The organism is Streptomyces sp. NPDC048419 (assembly GCF_043200415.1).
Classification (GTDB): domain Bacteria; phylum Actinomycetota; class Actinomycetes; order Streptomycetales; family Streptomycetaceae; genus Streptomyces.
Window position 1 is genome coordinate 513,116 of sequence record NZ_JBICXT010000004.1, and the last position, 15,814, is coordinate 528,929.

A 15,814-nucleotide genomic window follows, 5' to 3' on the forward strand; every position below is an offset into this window, starting at 1 on the left:
GGGCGGTCAGTGGGATTCGCGGGTCACCTCCGAGCCGCTGGAGCCGACCAGGAAGTCCAGGTCGGCTCCGGTGTCGGCCTGGAGGACATGGTCGACGTAGAGGCGCTCCCAGCCGCGGCAGGGGTCGGCGAAACCGGCGAGGGTGGCCTTGTCCGGCGTGCGGCGGGCGAGTTCGTCCGCCGGCACGTCGACGTCGATTCGGCGGGCCTCGACGTCGAGGATGATGAGGTCACCGGTGCGCACCAGGGCGAGGGGGCCGCCCGCCGCGGCCTCCGGGGCCACGTGCAGGACGACGGTGCCGTAGGCGGTGCCGCTCATCCGGCCGTCGCAGACGCGGACCATGTCGCGGACGCCCTGTTCGAGCAGCTTCTTCGGCAGCGGCATGTTCGACACCTCGGGCATGCCCGGATAGCCCTTGGGCCCGCAGCCGCGCAGGACGAGCACGGAGTCGGCGTCCACGTCGAGTTGGGGGTCGTCGACGCGGGCGTGGAAGTCCTCGATGCTGTCGAAGACGACGGCGCGGCCGCGGTGCCGCAGCAGGTGCGGTGAGGCGGCGGCCGGTTTGATCAGGGCGCCGTCGGGCGCGAGGTTGCCACGCAGGACGGCGATGCCGCCCTCGGCGACGAGCGGCTCGGCGCGGGTGCGGATGACCTCGCCGTCCCAGATCGGCGCGTCGTCGAGGAAGTCGGTGAGGGGTTCACCGGTGACCGTCAGGGCGGTGGGGTCGAGGAGGTCGCGCACCTCGCGCAGTACGGCGAGCAGTCCGCCGGCCCGGTGGAAGTCCTCCATGAGGTAGCGGCCGGCCGGCAGCAGGTCCACCAGAACCGGCACGCGGGAGCCGATACGGTCGAAGTCGTCGAGCGTCAGGTCGATGCCCGACCGGCCCGCGATGGCGAGGAGATGGACGACCGCGTTGGTGGAGCCACCGATGGCGGCGAGCGCGACGATCGCGTTGTGGAAGGACGCCCGGGTCAGGAGCGTCGCCGGCCTGCGGTCTGCGCCCACCATCTCCACCGCGAGCCGGCCCGTGCGGTGCGCGGCCGCCAGAAGCCGGCTGTCGGGGGCGGGAGTTCCGGCCGTGCCGGGCACGACCGTGCCGAGTGCCTCGGCGACCAGGGCCATCGTCGAGGCCGTGCCCATGGTGTTGCAGTGCCCGCGGCTGCGGATCATCGCCGACTCGGAGCGGATGAACTGCTCCTGGGAGAGCGTGCCGGCCCGGACCTCCTCCGACAGCCGCCACACGTCGGTGCCGCAGCCCAGCGGTTCGCCGCGGAAGGTGCCGGTGAGCATCGGCCCGCCGGGCACGACGACCGCGGGCAGGTCCACCGACGCGGCGGCCATGAGCAGCGCCGGGATGGTCTTGTCGCAGCCGCCCAACAGCACCACGCCGTCAAGGGGGTTGGCCCGCAGCATCTCCTCCGTGGCCATCGCGGCCATGTTGCGCCAGAGCATGGCGGTGGGCCGCATCTGGGTCTCCCCCAGCGACACCACGGGCAGCTCCAGGGGGATGCCGCCCGCCTCGTACACGCCGTTGCGCACCGAGGCCGCGACCTCGGTGAGATGCCTGTTGCAAGGGGTCAGGTCCGAGGCGGTGTCGGCGATGGCGATCTGCGGCCGCCCGCCGAAGGCGTCGTCCGGGGTTCCCCGCCGCATCCACGCGCGGTGGATGTAGGCGTTGCGGTCCTGGCCCTCGTACCACTGTGCGCTGCGGAGCCCGGCCATGCGGTTCCTTCCGGCCGTCGGGTACGGCGGTCTACAGTCTGGATCGCCATGGAGCATACGCAGACGTCCGATGACCGCGGTATCCCGACGGCGCCGGCCCCTGCCCGGGCGCCCGCGGGGCCTGGCCTCATGCGCGCGTTCGTCCTGACGGCGCCGGGCGAGTACGCGGTCCAGGAGGTTCCGGTGCCCGTGGCCGGTCCCGGCGAGGTCGTCGTCGACGTCGAGCGGGTCGGCGTGTGCGGCACCGATGTCGAGTTCTTCACCGGCGAGATGGCCTATCTCCACCAAGGGCACTGCGCCTACCCGATGCGGCCGGGCCACGAGTGGTCCGGCCGTGTCTCGGCGGTCGGCGACGGTGTCGATCCCGGCCGGCTGGGCCGCCGTGTCATGGGTGACACGATGCTCGGCTGCGGCACCTGCCGCCGCTGCCTGCGGGGGCATCAGCACGTGTGCGAGCAGCGGCAGGAGGTCGGTGTCCGCGGGGCGCGGGCGGGCGCCCTGGCGGAGCAACTCGCCGTGCCCGCCTCCTCCTTGCACCTGCTGCCCGACGCCGTCGACCCCGTTCTGGGCGCGCTGGTCGAACCGGGCGGCAACGCGCTGCGCGCCGCCCAGGCCGCCGCACCGCACCCCGGGGACCGCGTCCTGGTCCTGGGGCCGGGCACGATCGGGCTGCTGGCCGCGATGTTCCTGCGGGCCACCGGCGCGGAGGTCCATCTGATGGGCTGCACGGACGACTCCCTCTCCTTCGCCCGTGGGCTGGGCTTCGAGCACGTCTGGGCGGAGGGCACCCTGCCGGACCTGCCGTTCGACGCGGTGGTGGACGCCTCGAACGCCGCTCATCTGCCCGAACTGGCCCTGGAGTTGATCGAGCCGGGGGGTCGCCTCGTGTACATCGGGCTGGCGGGCGAGCGCAGCGGGATCGACGCCCGCACCCTGGTCCTGAAGGACGTGACCGCGGTGGGCATCCTGTCCGCCTCCCCCGCCCTCGACGCCACCATTCGTGCGTACGCGTCCGGTTCGGTCGACCCGAGGCCGCTCGTCGCCGCGACCGTGAGCCTCGACGAGGTGGGGCCGGTGCTCACCGGTGAACGTCCGCGGGGTGCCGGACCGGGGCCCAAGGTCCATGTCGATCCGGCCACTTAGGGGACGGCGTACCGGGAGCAGGCCGCTCCCCGCAGGCGGCCCGGGCTTCGTCATTCGTCCGGCGGCTGCTCCGTCCGCCCCGGCACGGCGATCTCGCTCCAGACCTGCTTGCCGCCGGCCACCGGCATCGAGCCGAAGGCCTCCGACATCGCCTCGACCAGCAGCAGGCCCCGGCCGCCGGTCGACTCCCAGTCCACGATCACCGGCTTGGCGGGCGCGCGCGGCGAGGAGTCGGTGACGCAGACGCGCACCTTGTCCCCGCGGAGCGTGAGATCGAGGCGGACCGGGCCCTGGGTGTGCACCAGCGCGTTGGTGACCAGTTCGGACACCACCAGCAGCACCGCGTCGGCCACGTCCCCGATGCGCCAACTGCGCAGCGTGCGCGCGGTGAAGCGACGGGCGTGCATGACGGCGTCGGGCAGCCGCCACACCACCCAGCCGGCCCGGATCGGCCGGGTCCGCATGCCGTCGTAGCGGAGCAGCAGAAGCGCCACGTCGTCCTCGCGGCGGCCGTCCTCACCGAGCAGGCGGTCCGCCATGCGCCCCAGATCACCCGGCTCGGCGGCGGCGAGTGCCGCGCGCGTCCGGTCCATGCCCTCGTCGACGGGGAGGTCCGCCGCTTCCACCAGGCCGTCGGTGAGCAGGGCGAGCACCGTGCCGGGGGCCAACTCGATCGAGGTCATGGGGAATTCGGCGTCGGCGAGGATGCCCAGCGGGAGGCCGCCCTCGACCTCTATCTCCTGCGTGCTGCCGTCGGGGTGGCGCACCAGTGGTGCGAGGTGCCCGGCCCGGACGAACAGGGTGTTGCCCTGCTCCAGGTCGAGTTCGGCGTAGCAGCAGGTGGCGAAGAGGTCGGTCTCCATGCCGACGAGGAGGCGGTTGGCGTGCGAGACGACCACGTCGGGCGGGTGGCCTTCCACCGCGTAGGCCCTGACCGCCGTACGCATCTGGCCCATGATGGTGGCGGCTCCCGCGCTGTGCCCCTGGACGTCGCCGATGACCAGCGCCACCCGGTCCTCGGACAGGGCGATGACGTCGTACCAGTCGCCGCCCACCTGCAGTCCCCGCCGTGCGGGCAGGTAGCGGGCCACGGCCGTCGCGCCGGGCAGTTCGGGCAGGCGCCGGGGCAGCAGGCTGCGCTGGAGCATCGTGGCGAGCTCCTGCTCGGCGTCGTGCTCGTGCGCGCGCTGGAGGGCCTGCCCGACCAGCGCCGCGGTGGCGGTCAGCAGGGACCGCTCGTCGGGCAGGAACACGTGCGGCCGGTCCCAGCCGACCAGGCACACCCCGGCGATCCGGCCCCGGGCGGGCAGCGGCAGGACGGCCAGCCCGCCCTCGCCGATGCCCGCGAGTCCGGCCTCGAAGGCCGAGCCGGCGGGCCACAGGTCCAACCGGCCGTCGCGTAGGGCCAGTTGCAGGGTGGGCAGGGAGCTGACCGGCGCGTCGGGCCACTCCGAGCGCCACTGGGTGCGCCAGGTCTCCGGCCAGGCGGCGGGTTGCGGCGGGTCGAGCACGGTGACCGTCAGCCGCCCGCCCTGCAACTCGGCCAGCGCCACCCGGTCGGCGCCCAGCGGCTCACGCAGCGCGGTGACCACGACGCGGCCCACGTCGGGGACCGTGGTGGCGTCGTCGAGTGCCGCGGTCAGCCACTGGATCCGGGAGACGTCGTCGGAGCCGCGGCGCAGCACCCGGGTCGCCGTCACCACTCCCAGGACGCGCTCCGGCCCGGCGTCGCCGCTCGCCACGACCCGGCAGCTCAGGCTCAGCCAGCGCATCTCGCCCGCGGGGCCGCGGACGCGGAACTCCAGCTCGCGCCGGGCGGACGGCTGGGCGGCCGGCTCCAGGACCGACACCAGGGCGTGCATGTCCTCCGGCAGGGCGTGGGCGAGCAGGGTGTCGGCCTTGCCGTCGAAGTCGGCGGGCGCGATGCCGAGCAGGCCGAGCAGGGTCTCGTCCGCCTCGACCACGCCGGTGTCGGGCACCAGGACGAAGGAGCCTGCGTGCAGGTTCCGCAGGGCGGGCCGCAGGACCGGTGACGGCACGGATCCGGGGGCATCGGCCGGGAGCACGCGGGCGACGGCGTCGGCGTACCGCTCCAGGAAGTGCCGCTGCTCGGCCTCGAAGCCGCTCCCGGAGACGCCCACCACGACGAGGCAGCCGAGCCGTACGCCGTCCGCGGCGAGCGGCAGCGCCCCGAGCGGCACGCCGGCCCGCGGCTCCCCGTACGTGGCCAGGTCGGCGGGGCTCAGCCACAGGGGCCGGCCGGTGCGGAAGGCGTGCGCCGCGGGCGAGCCCTCGGCCAGGGGCAGACGCTCGGGCGGCCGGTACTCGGACATCTGGCGGCGGAGCGTCTCGGCCTGCAGCAGCTCCTGCTCGCCGGCTCCGGGCACGTAGACGGCCGCCACGGCCACCCCGGCGAAGGCCAGGACCTGGTCGCCGGCCGCCGCCTCGGGCGGCGGCGGCGCCACACCGGTGGCCGCGGTGTCGGCCCCGGACGCCCGCGGCGGAGAGACTCCCGCCCGGGCTCGGCCGTCGTGAGGCATGTCTACACCTACCTCCCGTCCGGGCCGCAGCGGCTGAGATCGGGCATCTACTCCCCAGAGTCCCATACCCAGCCGTAGCGCAGTGGACCGTCCGCGGGCCCCCGCAAGCGGGCCGATCACGCGGCGGCGCCCAGCCGTTGCGGGGCCGCCGCCGCGTTCGCAGATCATCGCGGCCGGTGCCACACTGACGACAGGTCGTCCCGCCACGCGCACGTGGGCGTCCCAGAAGGATCTCCGTCCCGGAGGGAGGTCCCCCGGCATGAAGGCCTGCGTACGGGGTGCGGCGGTCGCCATGACGGCGGTCTCGACGGCCGTCGCCCTGGCCGCGTGCGGATCGGGCGCGGCGAGCGACCCCGGCGGCGGGAACGCACCGAGGATCGCCGTGCTGCTGCCGGACGCCACCACGGCCCGCTGGGAGACCCAGGACCGGCCCCTGCTGGAGAAGAAGATCACGCAGTTGTGCGCCGACTGCACCATTCAGCACGCCAACGCCCGCGGTGACGTGGCGATCCAGCAGGAGCAGATGGACTCGGTGATCACCTCGGGCGTCGACGCCATCGTGCTGGTTCCCGTGGACGCCCGGTCGCTCGGCACCGCGGTCACCAAGGCGGCCCAGGCGGGTATCCCGGTGATCTCCTACGACCGCCTGTCCGAGGGCCCGATCTCCGGCTACGTCTCCTTCGACGGCGAGCAGGTCGGCAGGCTCCAGGGCAGGGCGCTGCTGCGGGCGATGGGCCCGCAGGCGAAGAGCCCGCAGATCGTCATGATGAACGGCGATCCGACCGACCCCAACGCGGTGTCGTTCAAGAAGGGGGCCCTCTCCGTGCTCACCGGGAGAGTGAAGATCGGCAAGGCGTACGACACCCTGGAGTGGCGGACCGAGACCGCGTACATGAACATGTCGGGCGCGATCGCCGCTCTCGGCGCCGACAGGATCCAGGGGGTCTACGCCGCCAACGACGGCCTCGCCTCCGGCAGCATCTCCTCCTTGAAGGCGAACAAGGTCGCCCCGCTGCCTCCCGTCACCGGGCAGGACGCCGAGCTCGGCGCCGTGCGGCGCATCGTCGCCGGCGAGCAGTACATGACCGTCTACAAGCCCTTCGGTCCCGAGGCCTCCGCGGGCGCCGCCATGGCGGTTGCCGCGGCCCGCCGGGCCCCCCTCACCGAGGTGGGCAAGGACAAGGTGCGCACCAGCGGGGGCAAGACGGTGCCGGCCGTCCTGCTCAGGCCGATCTCGGTGACCGCGCCCACCATCAACGACACCCTGGTGAAGGACGGCGTCTACACCGTCAGGCAGATCTGCGTTCCCAGGCTCCGGGCCGCCTGCAGCAAGGCCGGACTGATCTGACAAGCCCGCCTCGGCCGGGCCGGGCCCCGGGAAGGAGATGGTTTCTGTGCCGGCTGCACCCTTGCTGGCGCTGCGCGGGGTGTGCAAGCGCTTCGGTGTCGTCGAGGTACTGAAGGACATCGAACTGGAGATCCACGCCGGCCAGGTCGTCGCCCTGCTCGGCGACAACGGCGCCGGCAAGTCCACCCTCGTCAAAGTGATCTCCGGCGTCTCCCCCGCCGACAAGGGCGTCATCGAGTGGGAGGGCCGGACGGTGCAGATCAGACGCCCGCACGACGCCCGTGACCTCGGCATCGCCACCGTCTACCAGGACCTCGCGCTGTGCGGGAACCTCGACGTCGTCGGCAATCTCTTCCTCGGCCGGGAGATCCGCAGGTTCGGCTTCCTCGACGAGATGGAGATGGAGAGCCGCACCATCGGCCTGCTGGAGCGCCTGACCCGGACCATCCCGGATCTGCGCGCCCCCGTCGTCTCCCTGTCCAGCGGCCAGCGCCAGGCTGTGGCCATCGCGCGCTCGCTCCTCGGCGACCCCCGGGTCCTGCTGCTGGACGAACCGACCGCGGCGCTGGGCTTCGAGCAGACCAACGAGGTCCTGGACCTGGTCGACGCGCTGCGCGAACGCGGTATGGGCGTGCTGCTCATCAGCCACAACATGGGCGACGTCAAGGCCCTCGCGGACCGGGCCGCGGTGCTGCGGCTCGGCCGCAACAACGGGTTCTTCAACGTGAACACCGCGTCCCAGGAACAGATCATCGCCTCCATCACGGGCGCCACGGAGAACGTGCCGCGCCGGGCGGCCTCCTACGAGACGGGGTGGTGATCGCGATGCGTGACACGGCGGAAAACCCGCAGGCCGAAGGAGCCGAACCCGCCACCCGGGCCCGCCCGGCACACAGCGGGCACGCGCTGGCGCTCGCCCTGCGGAGCGGAGGCGTCGCCCTGCAGCGCAGGTTCCGCGCCGGTGATCTGGGCTCGTTCCCCGTCGTCCTGGTGCTCGCCACGGTCTGGATCATCTTCCAGTCCCTCAACACGAACTTCCTCTCGCCCCGGAACCTGTCGAACATCAGCGTCGACATCGTGGGCACGGGGATGATCGCGGTCGGCATCGTCTTCGTGCTGCTGCTCGGGGAGCTCGACCTGTCGGTCGGCTCGATCAGCGGGCTCGCCGCGGCGATCTTCGCCGTGCTGAACGTGAACCAAGGAGTGCCCGGGTGGATCGCCCTGGTCGCCGCGGTGCTCGCGGGCACCGCCGCGGGCGCCGTCCAGGGCTACTCCTGCGCCAAGACCCGGGTGCCGGCCTTCGTCCTCACCCTCGCGGGGCTGCTGACCTGGAACGGCCTCATGCTCGCGGTGCTCGGTACGAGCGGCACCGTCAACCTCGACGAGAACGGCCTGGTGGCCCAGCTGACCACCTACTACTTCACGAACGACGCGGTCGCCTACTGCCTGGCGGCGGTCTGCGCGGGCGCGGTGTTCACGATCTCGTACCTGGACCGGCGCCGCCGCGTGGCCGCCGGCATGCCGCACCGCTCGATGCGGTACATCGGGGTGCGCACAGGTGGACTCGCGGTGATCGCGTTCGTGTCGGCCTATCTGCTCAACCGGTTCCAGGGCCTGCCCCTCGCCCTGCTGATCTTCCTCGTTGTGGTGGCCGGCCTCGACGTGGTCCTGCGCCACACGCGCTACGGCCGGCAGGTCTACGCACTCGGCGGCGGCGTCGAGGCGGCCCGCCGCGCCAGCCTCAACGTGACGGCCATCCGGACCGCGGTGCTGGCGGTCTCGGGGACGATGGCCGCGATCGGCGGTCTGTTCCTGGCCTCACGGATCACCTCGGTGAGCCAGAACTCGGGGTCGGGCCTGCTGCTGCTCAACGCCATCGCGGCAGCCGTCATCGGCGGCACCAGCCTGTTCGGGGGCCGCGGCACGACCTGGTCCGCGGTGCTCGGCATGCTGGTCATCCAGTCGATCTCCTCCGGCATGGCGATCACCGACACCCCTACGGCCGTTCAGTTCGTCATCACGGGCGGGGTGCTCTTCGCCGCGGTGGTCATCGACGCGCTGGCGCGCCGCTCGCAGGAGGCCCACGGGCGGGCCTGAGCGGAGACGGCCGTGGGCCCCGGATCAGGCGATCCGGGGTCCACGGTCAAGCGGTCGGTGTCAGGCCGACAGCGGGGTCTGCAGGCTCGCACCCGCGGTCACGCCCTGCGGCGAACCGGAGGCGACGAGGCCGCCGGAGATCTCACCGAGCGGCGTCTGCAGGTTCAGGCCGCCGGAGCCGCCGAGCGCGAGGGCACCGAGCGGAAGGCCGCCGAGCGGGAGGTCACCGAGACCGAGACCGCCCGAGACGTTCTCCAGCTCGGCGTCGGACATCTCGGTCGTCTCGACCTGGGGGACAAGGTTCATGACGCGCGATTCCTTTCGAATGACCATTATGGAATGGCAGAGTTCGCCCGATTCCCGAAAAGGAGAACCTCTCCCGCGATCTGCACCACGCGGAGGATCAAAGCATGACCGCAATCGCACAGCCACCCGTGTGAGGCGCCCACGGAAGCCGCTGCGACGTGGGACTTCACCGGCGTGTCCGCCCGGTGACCGAACACTCCGACTCCTTCACAGAGTTCACCGCCGCGCTGCACTCTCGGGCGTTGCCCCCGGTTTCCCATCGACGGCTTTTCCGGCATTGCCAGCGGCCTCCGGATCAAACATCACGACTCTTCGGATTCCCTGCACCCCGGCTGTGAAAGGTGTGCAGGTTCACCGGAGTTTCAATGACCCGGGCTTGAATCGGGCTCATCGCACCAGGCAGGGACGCTTGGCGTCGAAGGCCCAGTCGTCGATCAGGTACCGCATCCCGACGGCGTCGTCACGGCCCCCCAACGCCTTCTCCTCGTAGAGCTCGTGGGCCGCGAGGAGTTGGTTGCGGTCCAGGCGGACGCCGAGGCCGGGAGTGTCCCGGACGGCGACCTCGCCGCCGGTGATCCGCGGAGGTTCCACGGTGAGGCGCTCCAGCCCCTCCTGCCAGATCCAGTGGGTGTCGAGGGCGTTGTAATCGCCCGGGGCGGCCGCCCCGCAGTGCGCCATCATCGCCAGGGAGATGTCGAAGTGGTTGTTGGAGTGGCAGCCCCACGTCAGGCCCGTCGCATGGCACAGCTGCGCGACCCGTACCGAACCCTGCATCGTCCAGAAGTGCGGGTCGGCCAGCGGGATGGAGACCGACTGCAGGGCGAGGGCGTGGGTCAGCTGACGCCAGTCGGTGGCGATCATGTTGGTCGCCGTGGGCAGCCCGGTGGCGCGGCGGAACTCGGCGAGGATCTCCCGGCCGGAGTAGCCGTCCTCCGCGCCGCACGGATCCTCGGCGTAGGCGAGCGTGCCGACGAGCGGGCGGCACAGCTCGACGGCCTCGCGCAGCGACCAGGCGCCGTTGGGGTCCAGGGTGATGCGGGACCCGGGGAACCGCTCCTTGAGCGCGACGACCGCCTTGACCTCCTCGCTGCCCGGCAGGACACCGCCCTTGAGCTTGAAGTCCCGGAAGCCGTACCGGTCGTAGGTGGCCTCGGCCTGGCGGACGATCGCCTCGGGGGTCAGCGCCTCCTCGTGCCGGACGCGGTACCAGTCGACGTCGGCGTCGGGTTCGCGGACGTAGTCCAGGTCCGTGCGGTCCGGGTCGCCGACGTAGAAGAGATAGCCCAGGACCCGTACGGCGTCGCGCTGTTGGCCGTCGCCGAGCAGGGCCGCGACGGGGACCTCCAGATGCTGGCCGAGCAGGTCCAGGAGGGCCGACTCGACGGCGGTGACCGCGTGCACGGTGGTGCGCAGGTCGAAGGTCTGGGCGCCGCGTCCGCCCCGGTCGCGGTCGGCGAAGGCGTCCTGGAGTGTGCGCAGGACGCGCTTGTGGTCGCCGAGGCGGGCGCCGGTGACGAGGTGTTCGGCGTCGCGCAGCGTCCGGGTGATGCTCTCGCCGCCCGGGACCTCGCCCAGGCCGGTGCGCCCTTCGGAGTCCTCCAGGACGAGGACGTTGCGGGTGAAGTACGGGGCGTGCGCGCCGGAGAGGTTGAGGAGCATGGAGTCCCGGCCGGCGACGGGATATACGGAGAACCTGGTGACGACGGGCTGGCTCATGACGGCGGTTCTGCTCTCGTGAGTGCGGACGGGACGGCGGCGGGACTCGGGGCGGCGCTGCGTGTGATCAGATTTTGAGCACGTCCAGGACCTGTTCCAGGACCAGTACACCGCCCAGGCCCAGGATCGCGAGGACCGTCGTATAGGTGGTGCGTGCCTTGATCGCGTCGATGACGGACAGGTTGAAGTACTCCTTGAACATCCAGAATCCCGGGTCGTTGACGTGCGAGAAGGCGATCGACCCGCAGGAGACGGCGAGCACCATGACCTCGGCGTGCACCCCGCTGCCCGCGAGCAGCGGCAGCGCCACACCGGACGCGGTGACGACGGCGACGGTCGCGGAGCCGAGCGCGATGCGCAGGATGACCGCGATCAGCCACGCGAGGACGATCGGCGAGATGGACCAGGTGCCGGTCACGTCCTTGATGTAGTCGGAGATGCCGCCTTCGACGAGGACGTTCTTGAAGGCGCCGCCCGCCCCGATCACCAGCAGGATCATCGCCATCGCCTGGGCGGCCCCGCGGCAGGAGGTGCTGACCTCGGCCAGGCTGCGGCCCATGCGCGGCCCGAACGCCCAGATGGCGGCGCCGAGCGTGAGCAGCAGGGCGATCGGGGCGGATCCGATGAAGTTCACGAAGTGCAGCAGGGGGCTGTCGCCGGAGTCGGCCAGGTCGGTCACCGCCGCGCCCGCGATCAGCACCACGGGCAGCAGCGCCACCGACAGCGACCAGCCCAGGCCCGGCATCTCCTCCTCGTCGAAGACCTCCTCGCCGACCAGGCCCTTGGGGACGGTCGGGTTCATCGCCCGGACGAAGGGGAGGCGCGGCCACACCAGCGCGATGAGCGCGCCGACCGGGACCGCGATGAACAGGCCGTAGAACAGCGTGAGTCCGACGGAGGCGTGGAAGGTGGCGGCCACCGCCGTGGGGCCCGGGTGGGGTGGCAGGAAGCTGTGCATGGTGGACAGCGCGATGGACATCGGCAGACCCACCCACAGCAGGTTCGAGCGCGTGACCCGGACGAGCGTGAAGGCGACCGGCACGATGATGACGAACGCGACCTCGTAGAACATGGTCACGCCGATGAGCATCGCCGAGAGCACCATGGCGACCTGGACCCAGCGCGGGCCGCAGAGGTCGAGGAGCCGGCCGGCGATGCGCTGGGCGGCGCCGGAGTCACCCATCACGCGGCCGACCATGGCGCCGAGCCCGATGGTAAGCATCGTGTCGCCGACCTGGTCGCCGATTCCCTCGGAGAGGACGTCCGGGATCTTCTCGAGCGGTATGCCACGGACCAGGGCGACACCCACGGCCACCAGGAGGAGGGCGGCGAAGCCGTTCAGTCTCAGCTTCGTCATCAGGAGGAGCAGGACCACGACACTGACCCCGACCACGACGAGCGGCATGTTCAGTTCTCCTTTGAACTGTTCGCTTCGATGAACAGCGTCCTCATAGAGAGACACCGTCTACATATGAGGACAGAATCTAGGTCCGGTGATCAGTCCGGTCAATGGGCGCGCGGGAATCGGCTCAGGATCTCCAGAGGGAGACGGCGAGCCCCAGGCCGGCCAGGGCGATGGCGATCCGCAGCGGCTTCTCGGGGATCCGCCGCACCACGACCGGCCCGATCCGGCTGCCGACCAGACAGCCGAGGCCGAGCGCGGCCGCGGCCCGCCAGTCGACGGGCGCGAGGAAGACGTAGGCGAGGGCTGCGACGGCGTTGGCCGCGCCGGTGGCGATGTTCTTCACGGCGTTCGTCACGGGCAGCGGCTCGTTCACGAACAGGGACAGCACCGCCAGCATCAGGACGCCCGACGCCGCGCCGAAGTAGCCGCCGTAGAGGCCCACGAGAAGTACCGCGAGGGCCGATGGCAGCAGCGCCCAGGTGCCGGCCCGGGTGCCGCCGCCGGTCAGCTCCGGGCGGCTCGCGGTCAGTCGGCGCAGCGGGTCGCGCACCAGGATCAGCACCGAACCCAGGGCGATCAGCCAGGGCACGACGCCTTCGAAGGCCGAGGCCGGCGTGCCGAGCAGCAGGGCCGCCCCGGCCGCGCCACCGGCGGCGGCGAGGAGCGAGAGCCGGACGAGGCGGCGGCGCTGACCGCGCAGCTCCTCACGCGAACCCGCGGCGGTGCCGACGGTGTTGGCGAACAGGGCCACCGTGTTGGTGACGTTGGCGGCGACCGGAGGAAGTCCCGCGGCCAGCAGGGCCGGATAGCTGAAGAGCGAGGCGAGCCCCGCGATGGATCCGCTCAGCCCCGAGGCGACGCCCGCCGCGGCGAGCAGGAGTACGGAATCGGCCCCCACAGTTTTCCCTTTCCGTCCGAGAACGCCTCATCCTCCCCTTGAGCTGTCCCATATGAATGACGGTGTCTACATAGGGAGACGAACCAAAGGCGCGGCGGGACGCGTCCACCAGGCGGAACCGATGCCTCCTGGTCGGTGTCGAGCACCTTGTCGATACGTCATGACAAAGCTATTGACATCACCTGTGGGCCACTTCATAGTACGAGCACCTAGCGCGCACTAGTAACGCGCTCTAGTAGCTCCGCAGCGGCCCACACCCAGGGCCGTCGAGCACCACAACTCCCCCGCCGCACAAGGCGCTCCCGAGCCGTTCGCCTCTCTCGCCGGACCGGGCGACGACCTTCGGCAAGGCCGAATCTCCACTCCCAACCTGATCAGTACAGCGAGGTGCAAGGGACATGCACAGACTCCACCGAGCCGCCACTCTCACCGCCGCGATCGTCGTCGGCACCCTGATGGCCACCGGCTGCTCCAGCGGCACCGGCGGGAAGAAGGCCGAGGAGGGCGACGCGGCGGCTTCGGCAGGCAAGGCCTCCACGCCCCGTATGACGGTGGCCATGGTCACCCACGCCTCCCCCGGCGACACCTTCTGGGACCTCATCCGCAAGGGTGCCCAGGCAGCGGCCGCGAAGGACAACATCAAGCTCGTCTACTCGTCCGACCCGAACGCGGGCAACCAGGCCAACCTGGTACAGAACGCCATCGACCAGAAGGTCGACGGCATCGCCCTGACCGCCGCCAAGCCGCAGGCCATGAAGGACGTCATCGCCAAGGCCGGCTCCGCGGGCATCCCTGTCGTCGGCTTCAACTCCGGTGTCGGCGACTGGAAGAAGCTCGGCATGCTCGAGTACTTCGGCCAGGACGAGAACATCGCCGGCCAGGCCTTCGGGCAGCGCCTGAACCAGATCGGCGCCAAGCACGCCCTGTGCGTCATCCAGGAGCAGGGCCAGGTCGCCCTCGAATCCCGCTGCGCGGGCCTGAAGAAGGGCTTCAGCGGCAAGACCGACATCCTCTACGTCAACGGCACCGACATGCCCTCGGTGAAGTCGACGATCACGGCGAAGCTGAAGCAGGACTCCTCCATCGACCAGGTCGTCACCCTCGGCGCCCCCATCGCCCTGACCGCCGTGCAGTCGCTCTCCGACGCCGGCTCCAAGGCGAAGGTCGCCACCTTCGACCTCAACAAGGACCTGGTGTCCGCGATCCAGAAGGGCACCATCGAGTTCGCCGTCGACCAGCAGCCCTACCTCCAGGGCTACTTGGCGGTCGACGCGCTGTGGCTCTACAAGACCAACGGCAACTTCAGCGGCGGCGGCGCCGCGCCCGTCCTGACCGGACCGGCCTTCATCACCAAGGACAACGTGGACGCCGTCGCCAAGTTCGCCGCGAAGGGCACCCGGTGATGAGCATGACCCAGCGCGCCGAACCGGCGGTGAAAACGCCGCCGGCCTCCGGCCCCAGACAGGCCGACGGCCGCACGGCCCAACGACCCCTGCTCGTCAGGACGTTGGCCCGCCCCGAGGTGGGGGTCCTGCTCGGTGCCGCAGCGGTGTACGTGTTCTTCCTGATCGCCGCGCCGCCGGTGCGCGACGGCAGTTCGATGGCGACGGTCCTGTACCAGTCGTCGACCATCGGCATCATGACGCTCCCGGTCGCCCTGCTGATGATCGGCGGCGAGTTCGACCTGTCCGCCGGCGTCGCGGTCATCACCTCCGCACTGACCGCGAGCATGATCAGCTATCAACTCACCATGAACGTATGGGTCGGTGTGGTCGTCGCGCTGATCGTGTCGCTGGCGATGGGCTTCTTCAACGGCTGGATGGTCGTCAAGACCGGGCTGCCCAGCTTCCTGGTCACCCTCGGCTCGTTCCTGATCCTCCAGGGCGTCAACCTCGCGGTCACCAAGATGGTGACCGGCAACGTCGCCACCGACGACATCAGCAACATGGCCGGCTTCGACCAGGCCAGGAAGGTCTTCGCGTCGTCCTTCGACATCGGCGGCGTCCAGGTGAAGATCACCGTCTTCTACTGGCTCGCCTTCGCCGCCCTGGCCACCTGGATGCTGATCCGTACCAAGTACGGCAACTGGATCTTCGCGGTCGGCGGCAGCAAGGACAGCGCACGGGCGGTCGGTGTGCCCGTGACGTTCACCAAGATCTCCCTGTTCATGCTGGTCGGCCTCGGCGCCTGGTTCATCGGCATGCACCAGCTGTTCACCTTCAACACCGTGCAGTCCGGTGAAGGCGTCGGCCAGGAGCTCATCTACATCGCGGCCGCGGTCATCGGCGGCTGTCTGCTGACCGGTGGATACGGCTCGGCGATCGGCCCGGTCTTCGGTGCCTTCATGTTCGGCATGGTCAACCAGGGCATCGTCTTCGCGGGCTGGAACCCCGACTGGTTCAAGGCCTTCCTGGGCGTCATGCTCCTGGGCGCCGTCCTGATCAATTTGTGGGTCCGCCAGTCGGCGACCAGAAGGTGACCTCATGACATCCTCCGACAAGACCGGCACGCACGGTGCGATCATCGCGGACCCCGAGGGCGAGAGCGAGGGCGGCGACGTGGTCGTCGAACTGCGCAACGCGGGCAAGTCCTACGGCAACATCCGCGCCCTGCACGGGGTGAGCCTTGAGGTCCGCCCC

At 71.1% G+C, this 15,814-nt stretch carries 12 protein-coding genes and 1 pseudogene; 7 read left to right on the forward strand and 6 right to left on the reverse strand.

The window, feature by feature from the left end:
• Nucleotides 1-6: 6 nt before the first annotated feature.
• Nucleotides 7-1,722, reverse strand: a complete 1,716-nt coding sequence (locus ACGFYN_RS12695; protein ID WP_393865787.1) for an IlvD/Edd family dehydratase — start codon at nucleotides 1,720-1,722, stop codon at nucleotides 7-9.
• A gap of 129 nt (nucleotides 1,723-1,851) precedes the next feature.
• On the opposite strand from ACGFYN_RS12695, the gene ACGFYN_RS12700 reads away from it, so the two are divergent.
• On the forward strand, nucleotides 1,852-2,865 hold the full coding sequence (locus ACGFYN_RS12700) for a zinc-binding dehydrogenase (protein WP_393865788.1): 1,014 nt from the start codon (nucleotides 1,852-1,854) through the stop codon (nucleotides 2,863-2,865).
• Between the two features lie 50 nt (nucleotides 2,866-2,915).
• On the opposite strand, the gene ACGFYN_RS12705 is transcribed toward ACGFYN_RS12700, so the two are convergent.
• On the reverse strand, nucleotides 2,916-5,405 hold the full coding sequence (locus tag ACGFYN_RS12705) for a SpoIIE family protein phosphatase (RefSeq protein WP_393865789.1): 2,490 nt from the start codon (nucleotides 5,403-5,405) through the stop codon (nucleotides 2,916-2,918).
• A gap of 259 nt (nucleotides 5,406-5,664) precedes the next feature.
• Between ACGFYN_RS12705 and ACGFYN_RS12710 the strand changes: the two genes are divergently transcribed.
• From ACGFYN_RS12710 to ACGFYN_RS12720, 3 genes are read left to right on the forward strand one after another with little or no spacing between them, the layout of a single operon-like run.
• Complete coding sequence (locus ACGFYN_RS12710; protein ID WP_393865790.1) at nucleotides 5,665-6,753, forward strand: sugar ABC transporter substrate-binding protein; 1,089 nt, start codon at nucleotides 5,665-5,667, stop codon at nucleotides 6,751-6,753.
• 37 nt (nucleotides 6,754-6,790) lie between these two features.
• A complete protein-coding gene (locus ACGFYN_RS12715; RefSeq protein WP_393865791.1) occupies nucleotides 6,791-7,573 on the forward strand; it encodes an ATP-binding cassette domain-containing protein in 783 nt (260 codons plus the stop codon).
• A gap of 5 nt (nucleotides 7,574-7,578) precedes the next feature.
• Nucleotides 7,579-8,850 (forward strand): sugar ABC transporter permease, encoded by a 1,272-nt coding sequence (locus tag ACGFYN_RS12720; RefSeq protein WP_393865792.1) that lies wholly within the window; start codon nucleotides 7,579-7,581, stop codon nucleotides 8,848-8,850.
• Between the two features lie 60 nt (nucleotides 8,851-8,910).
• Here the strand turns inward: ACGFYN_RS12720 and ACGFYN_RS12725 are convergent, their stop codons facing one another.
• The 4 genes from ACGFYN_RS12725 to ACGFYN_RS12740 form a co-directional block, all read right to left on the reverse strand.
• Entirely contained in the window at nucleotides 8,911-9,156 is a 246-nt protein-coding gene (locus ACGFYN_RS12725; RefSeq protein WP_393865793.1) for a hypothetical protein, read from the reverse strand.
• A gap of 387 nt (nucleotides 9,157-9,543) precedes the next feature.
• Complete coding sequence (locus tag ACGFYN_RS12730) at nucleotides 9,544-10,872, reverse strand: enolase C-terminal domain-like protein (protein ID WP_393865794.1); 1,329 nt, start codon at nucleotides 10,870-10,872, stop codon at nucleotides 9,544-9,546.
• Between the two features lie 67 nt (nucleotides 10,873-10,939).
• A complete protein-coding gene (locus tag ACGFYN_RS12735) occupies nucleotides 10,940-12,334 on the reverse strand; it encodes a gluconate:H+ symporter (RefSeq protein ID WP_393865795.1) in 1,395 nt (464 codons plus the stop codon).
• A 67-nt stretch (nucleotides 12,335-12,401) separates the two neighbouring features.
• Nucleotides 12,402-13,175 carry a sulfite exporter TauE/SafE family protein gene (locus ACGFYN_RS12740; protein WP_393865796.1) on the reverse strand — a complete coding sequence of 258 codons (774 nt, stop codon included), beginning with the start codon at nucleotides 13,173-13,175 and terminating at the stop codon, nucleotides 12,402-12,404.
• 398 nt (nucleotides 13,176-13,573) lie between these two features.
• Between ACGFYN_RS12740 and ACGFYN_RS12745 the strand changes: the two genes are divergently transcribed.
• From ACGFYN_RS12745 to ACGFYN_RS12755, 3 genes and pseudogenes are all read left to right on the forward strand, one after another.
• Complete coding sequence (locus ACGFYN_RS12745) at nucleotides 13,574-14,578, forward strand: sugar ABC transporter substrate-binding protein (RefSeq protein ID WP_393865797.1); 1,005 nt, start codon at nucleotides 13,574-13,576, stop codon at nucleotides 14,576-14,578.
• Nucleotides 14,578-15,654 carry an ABC transporter permease gene (locus ACGFYN_RS12750; protein ID WP_393865798.1) on the forward strand — a complete coding sequence of 359 codons (1,077 nt, stop codon included), beginning with the start codon at nucleotides 14,578-14,580 and terminating at the stop codon, nucleotides 15,652-15,654. Before ACGFYN_RS12745 ends, ACGFYN_RS12750 begins: the two co-directional genes overlap by 1 nt.
• A 4-nt stretch (nucleotides 15,655-15,658) precedes the next feature.
• Nucleotides 15,659-15,814 (forward strand): annotated as a pseudogene (locus ACGFYN_RS12755) (sugar ABC transporter ATP-binding protein); the annotation flags it as partial.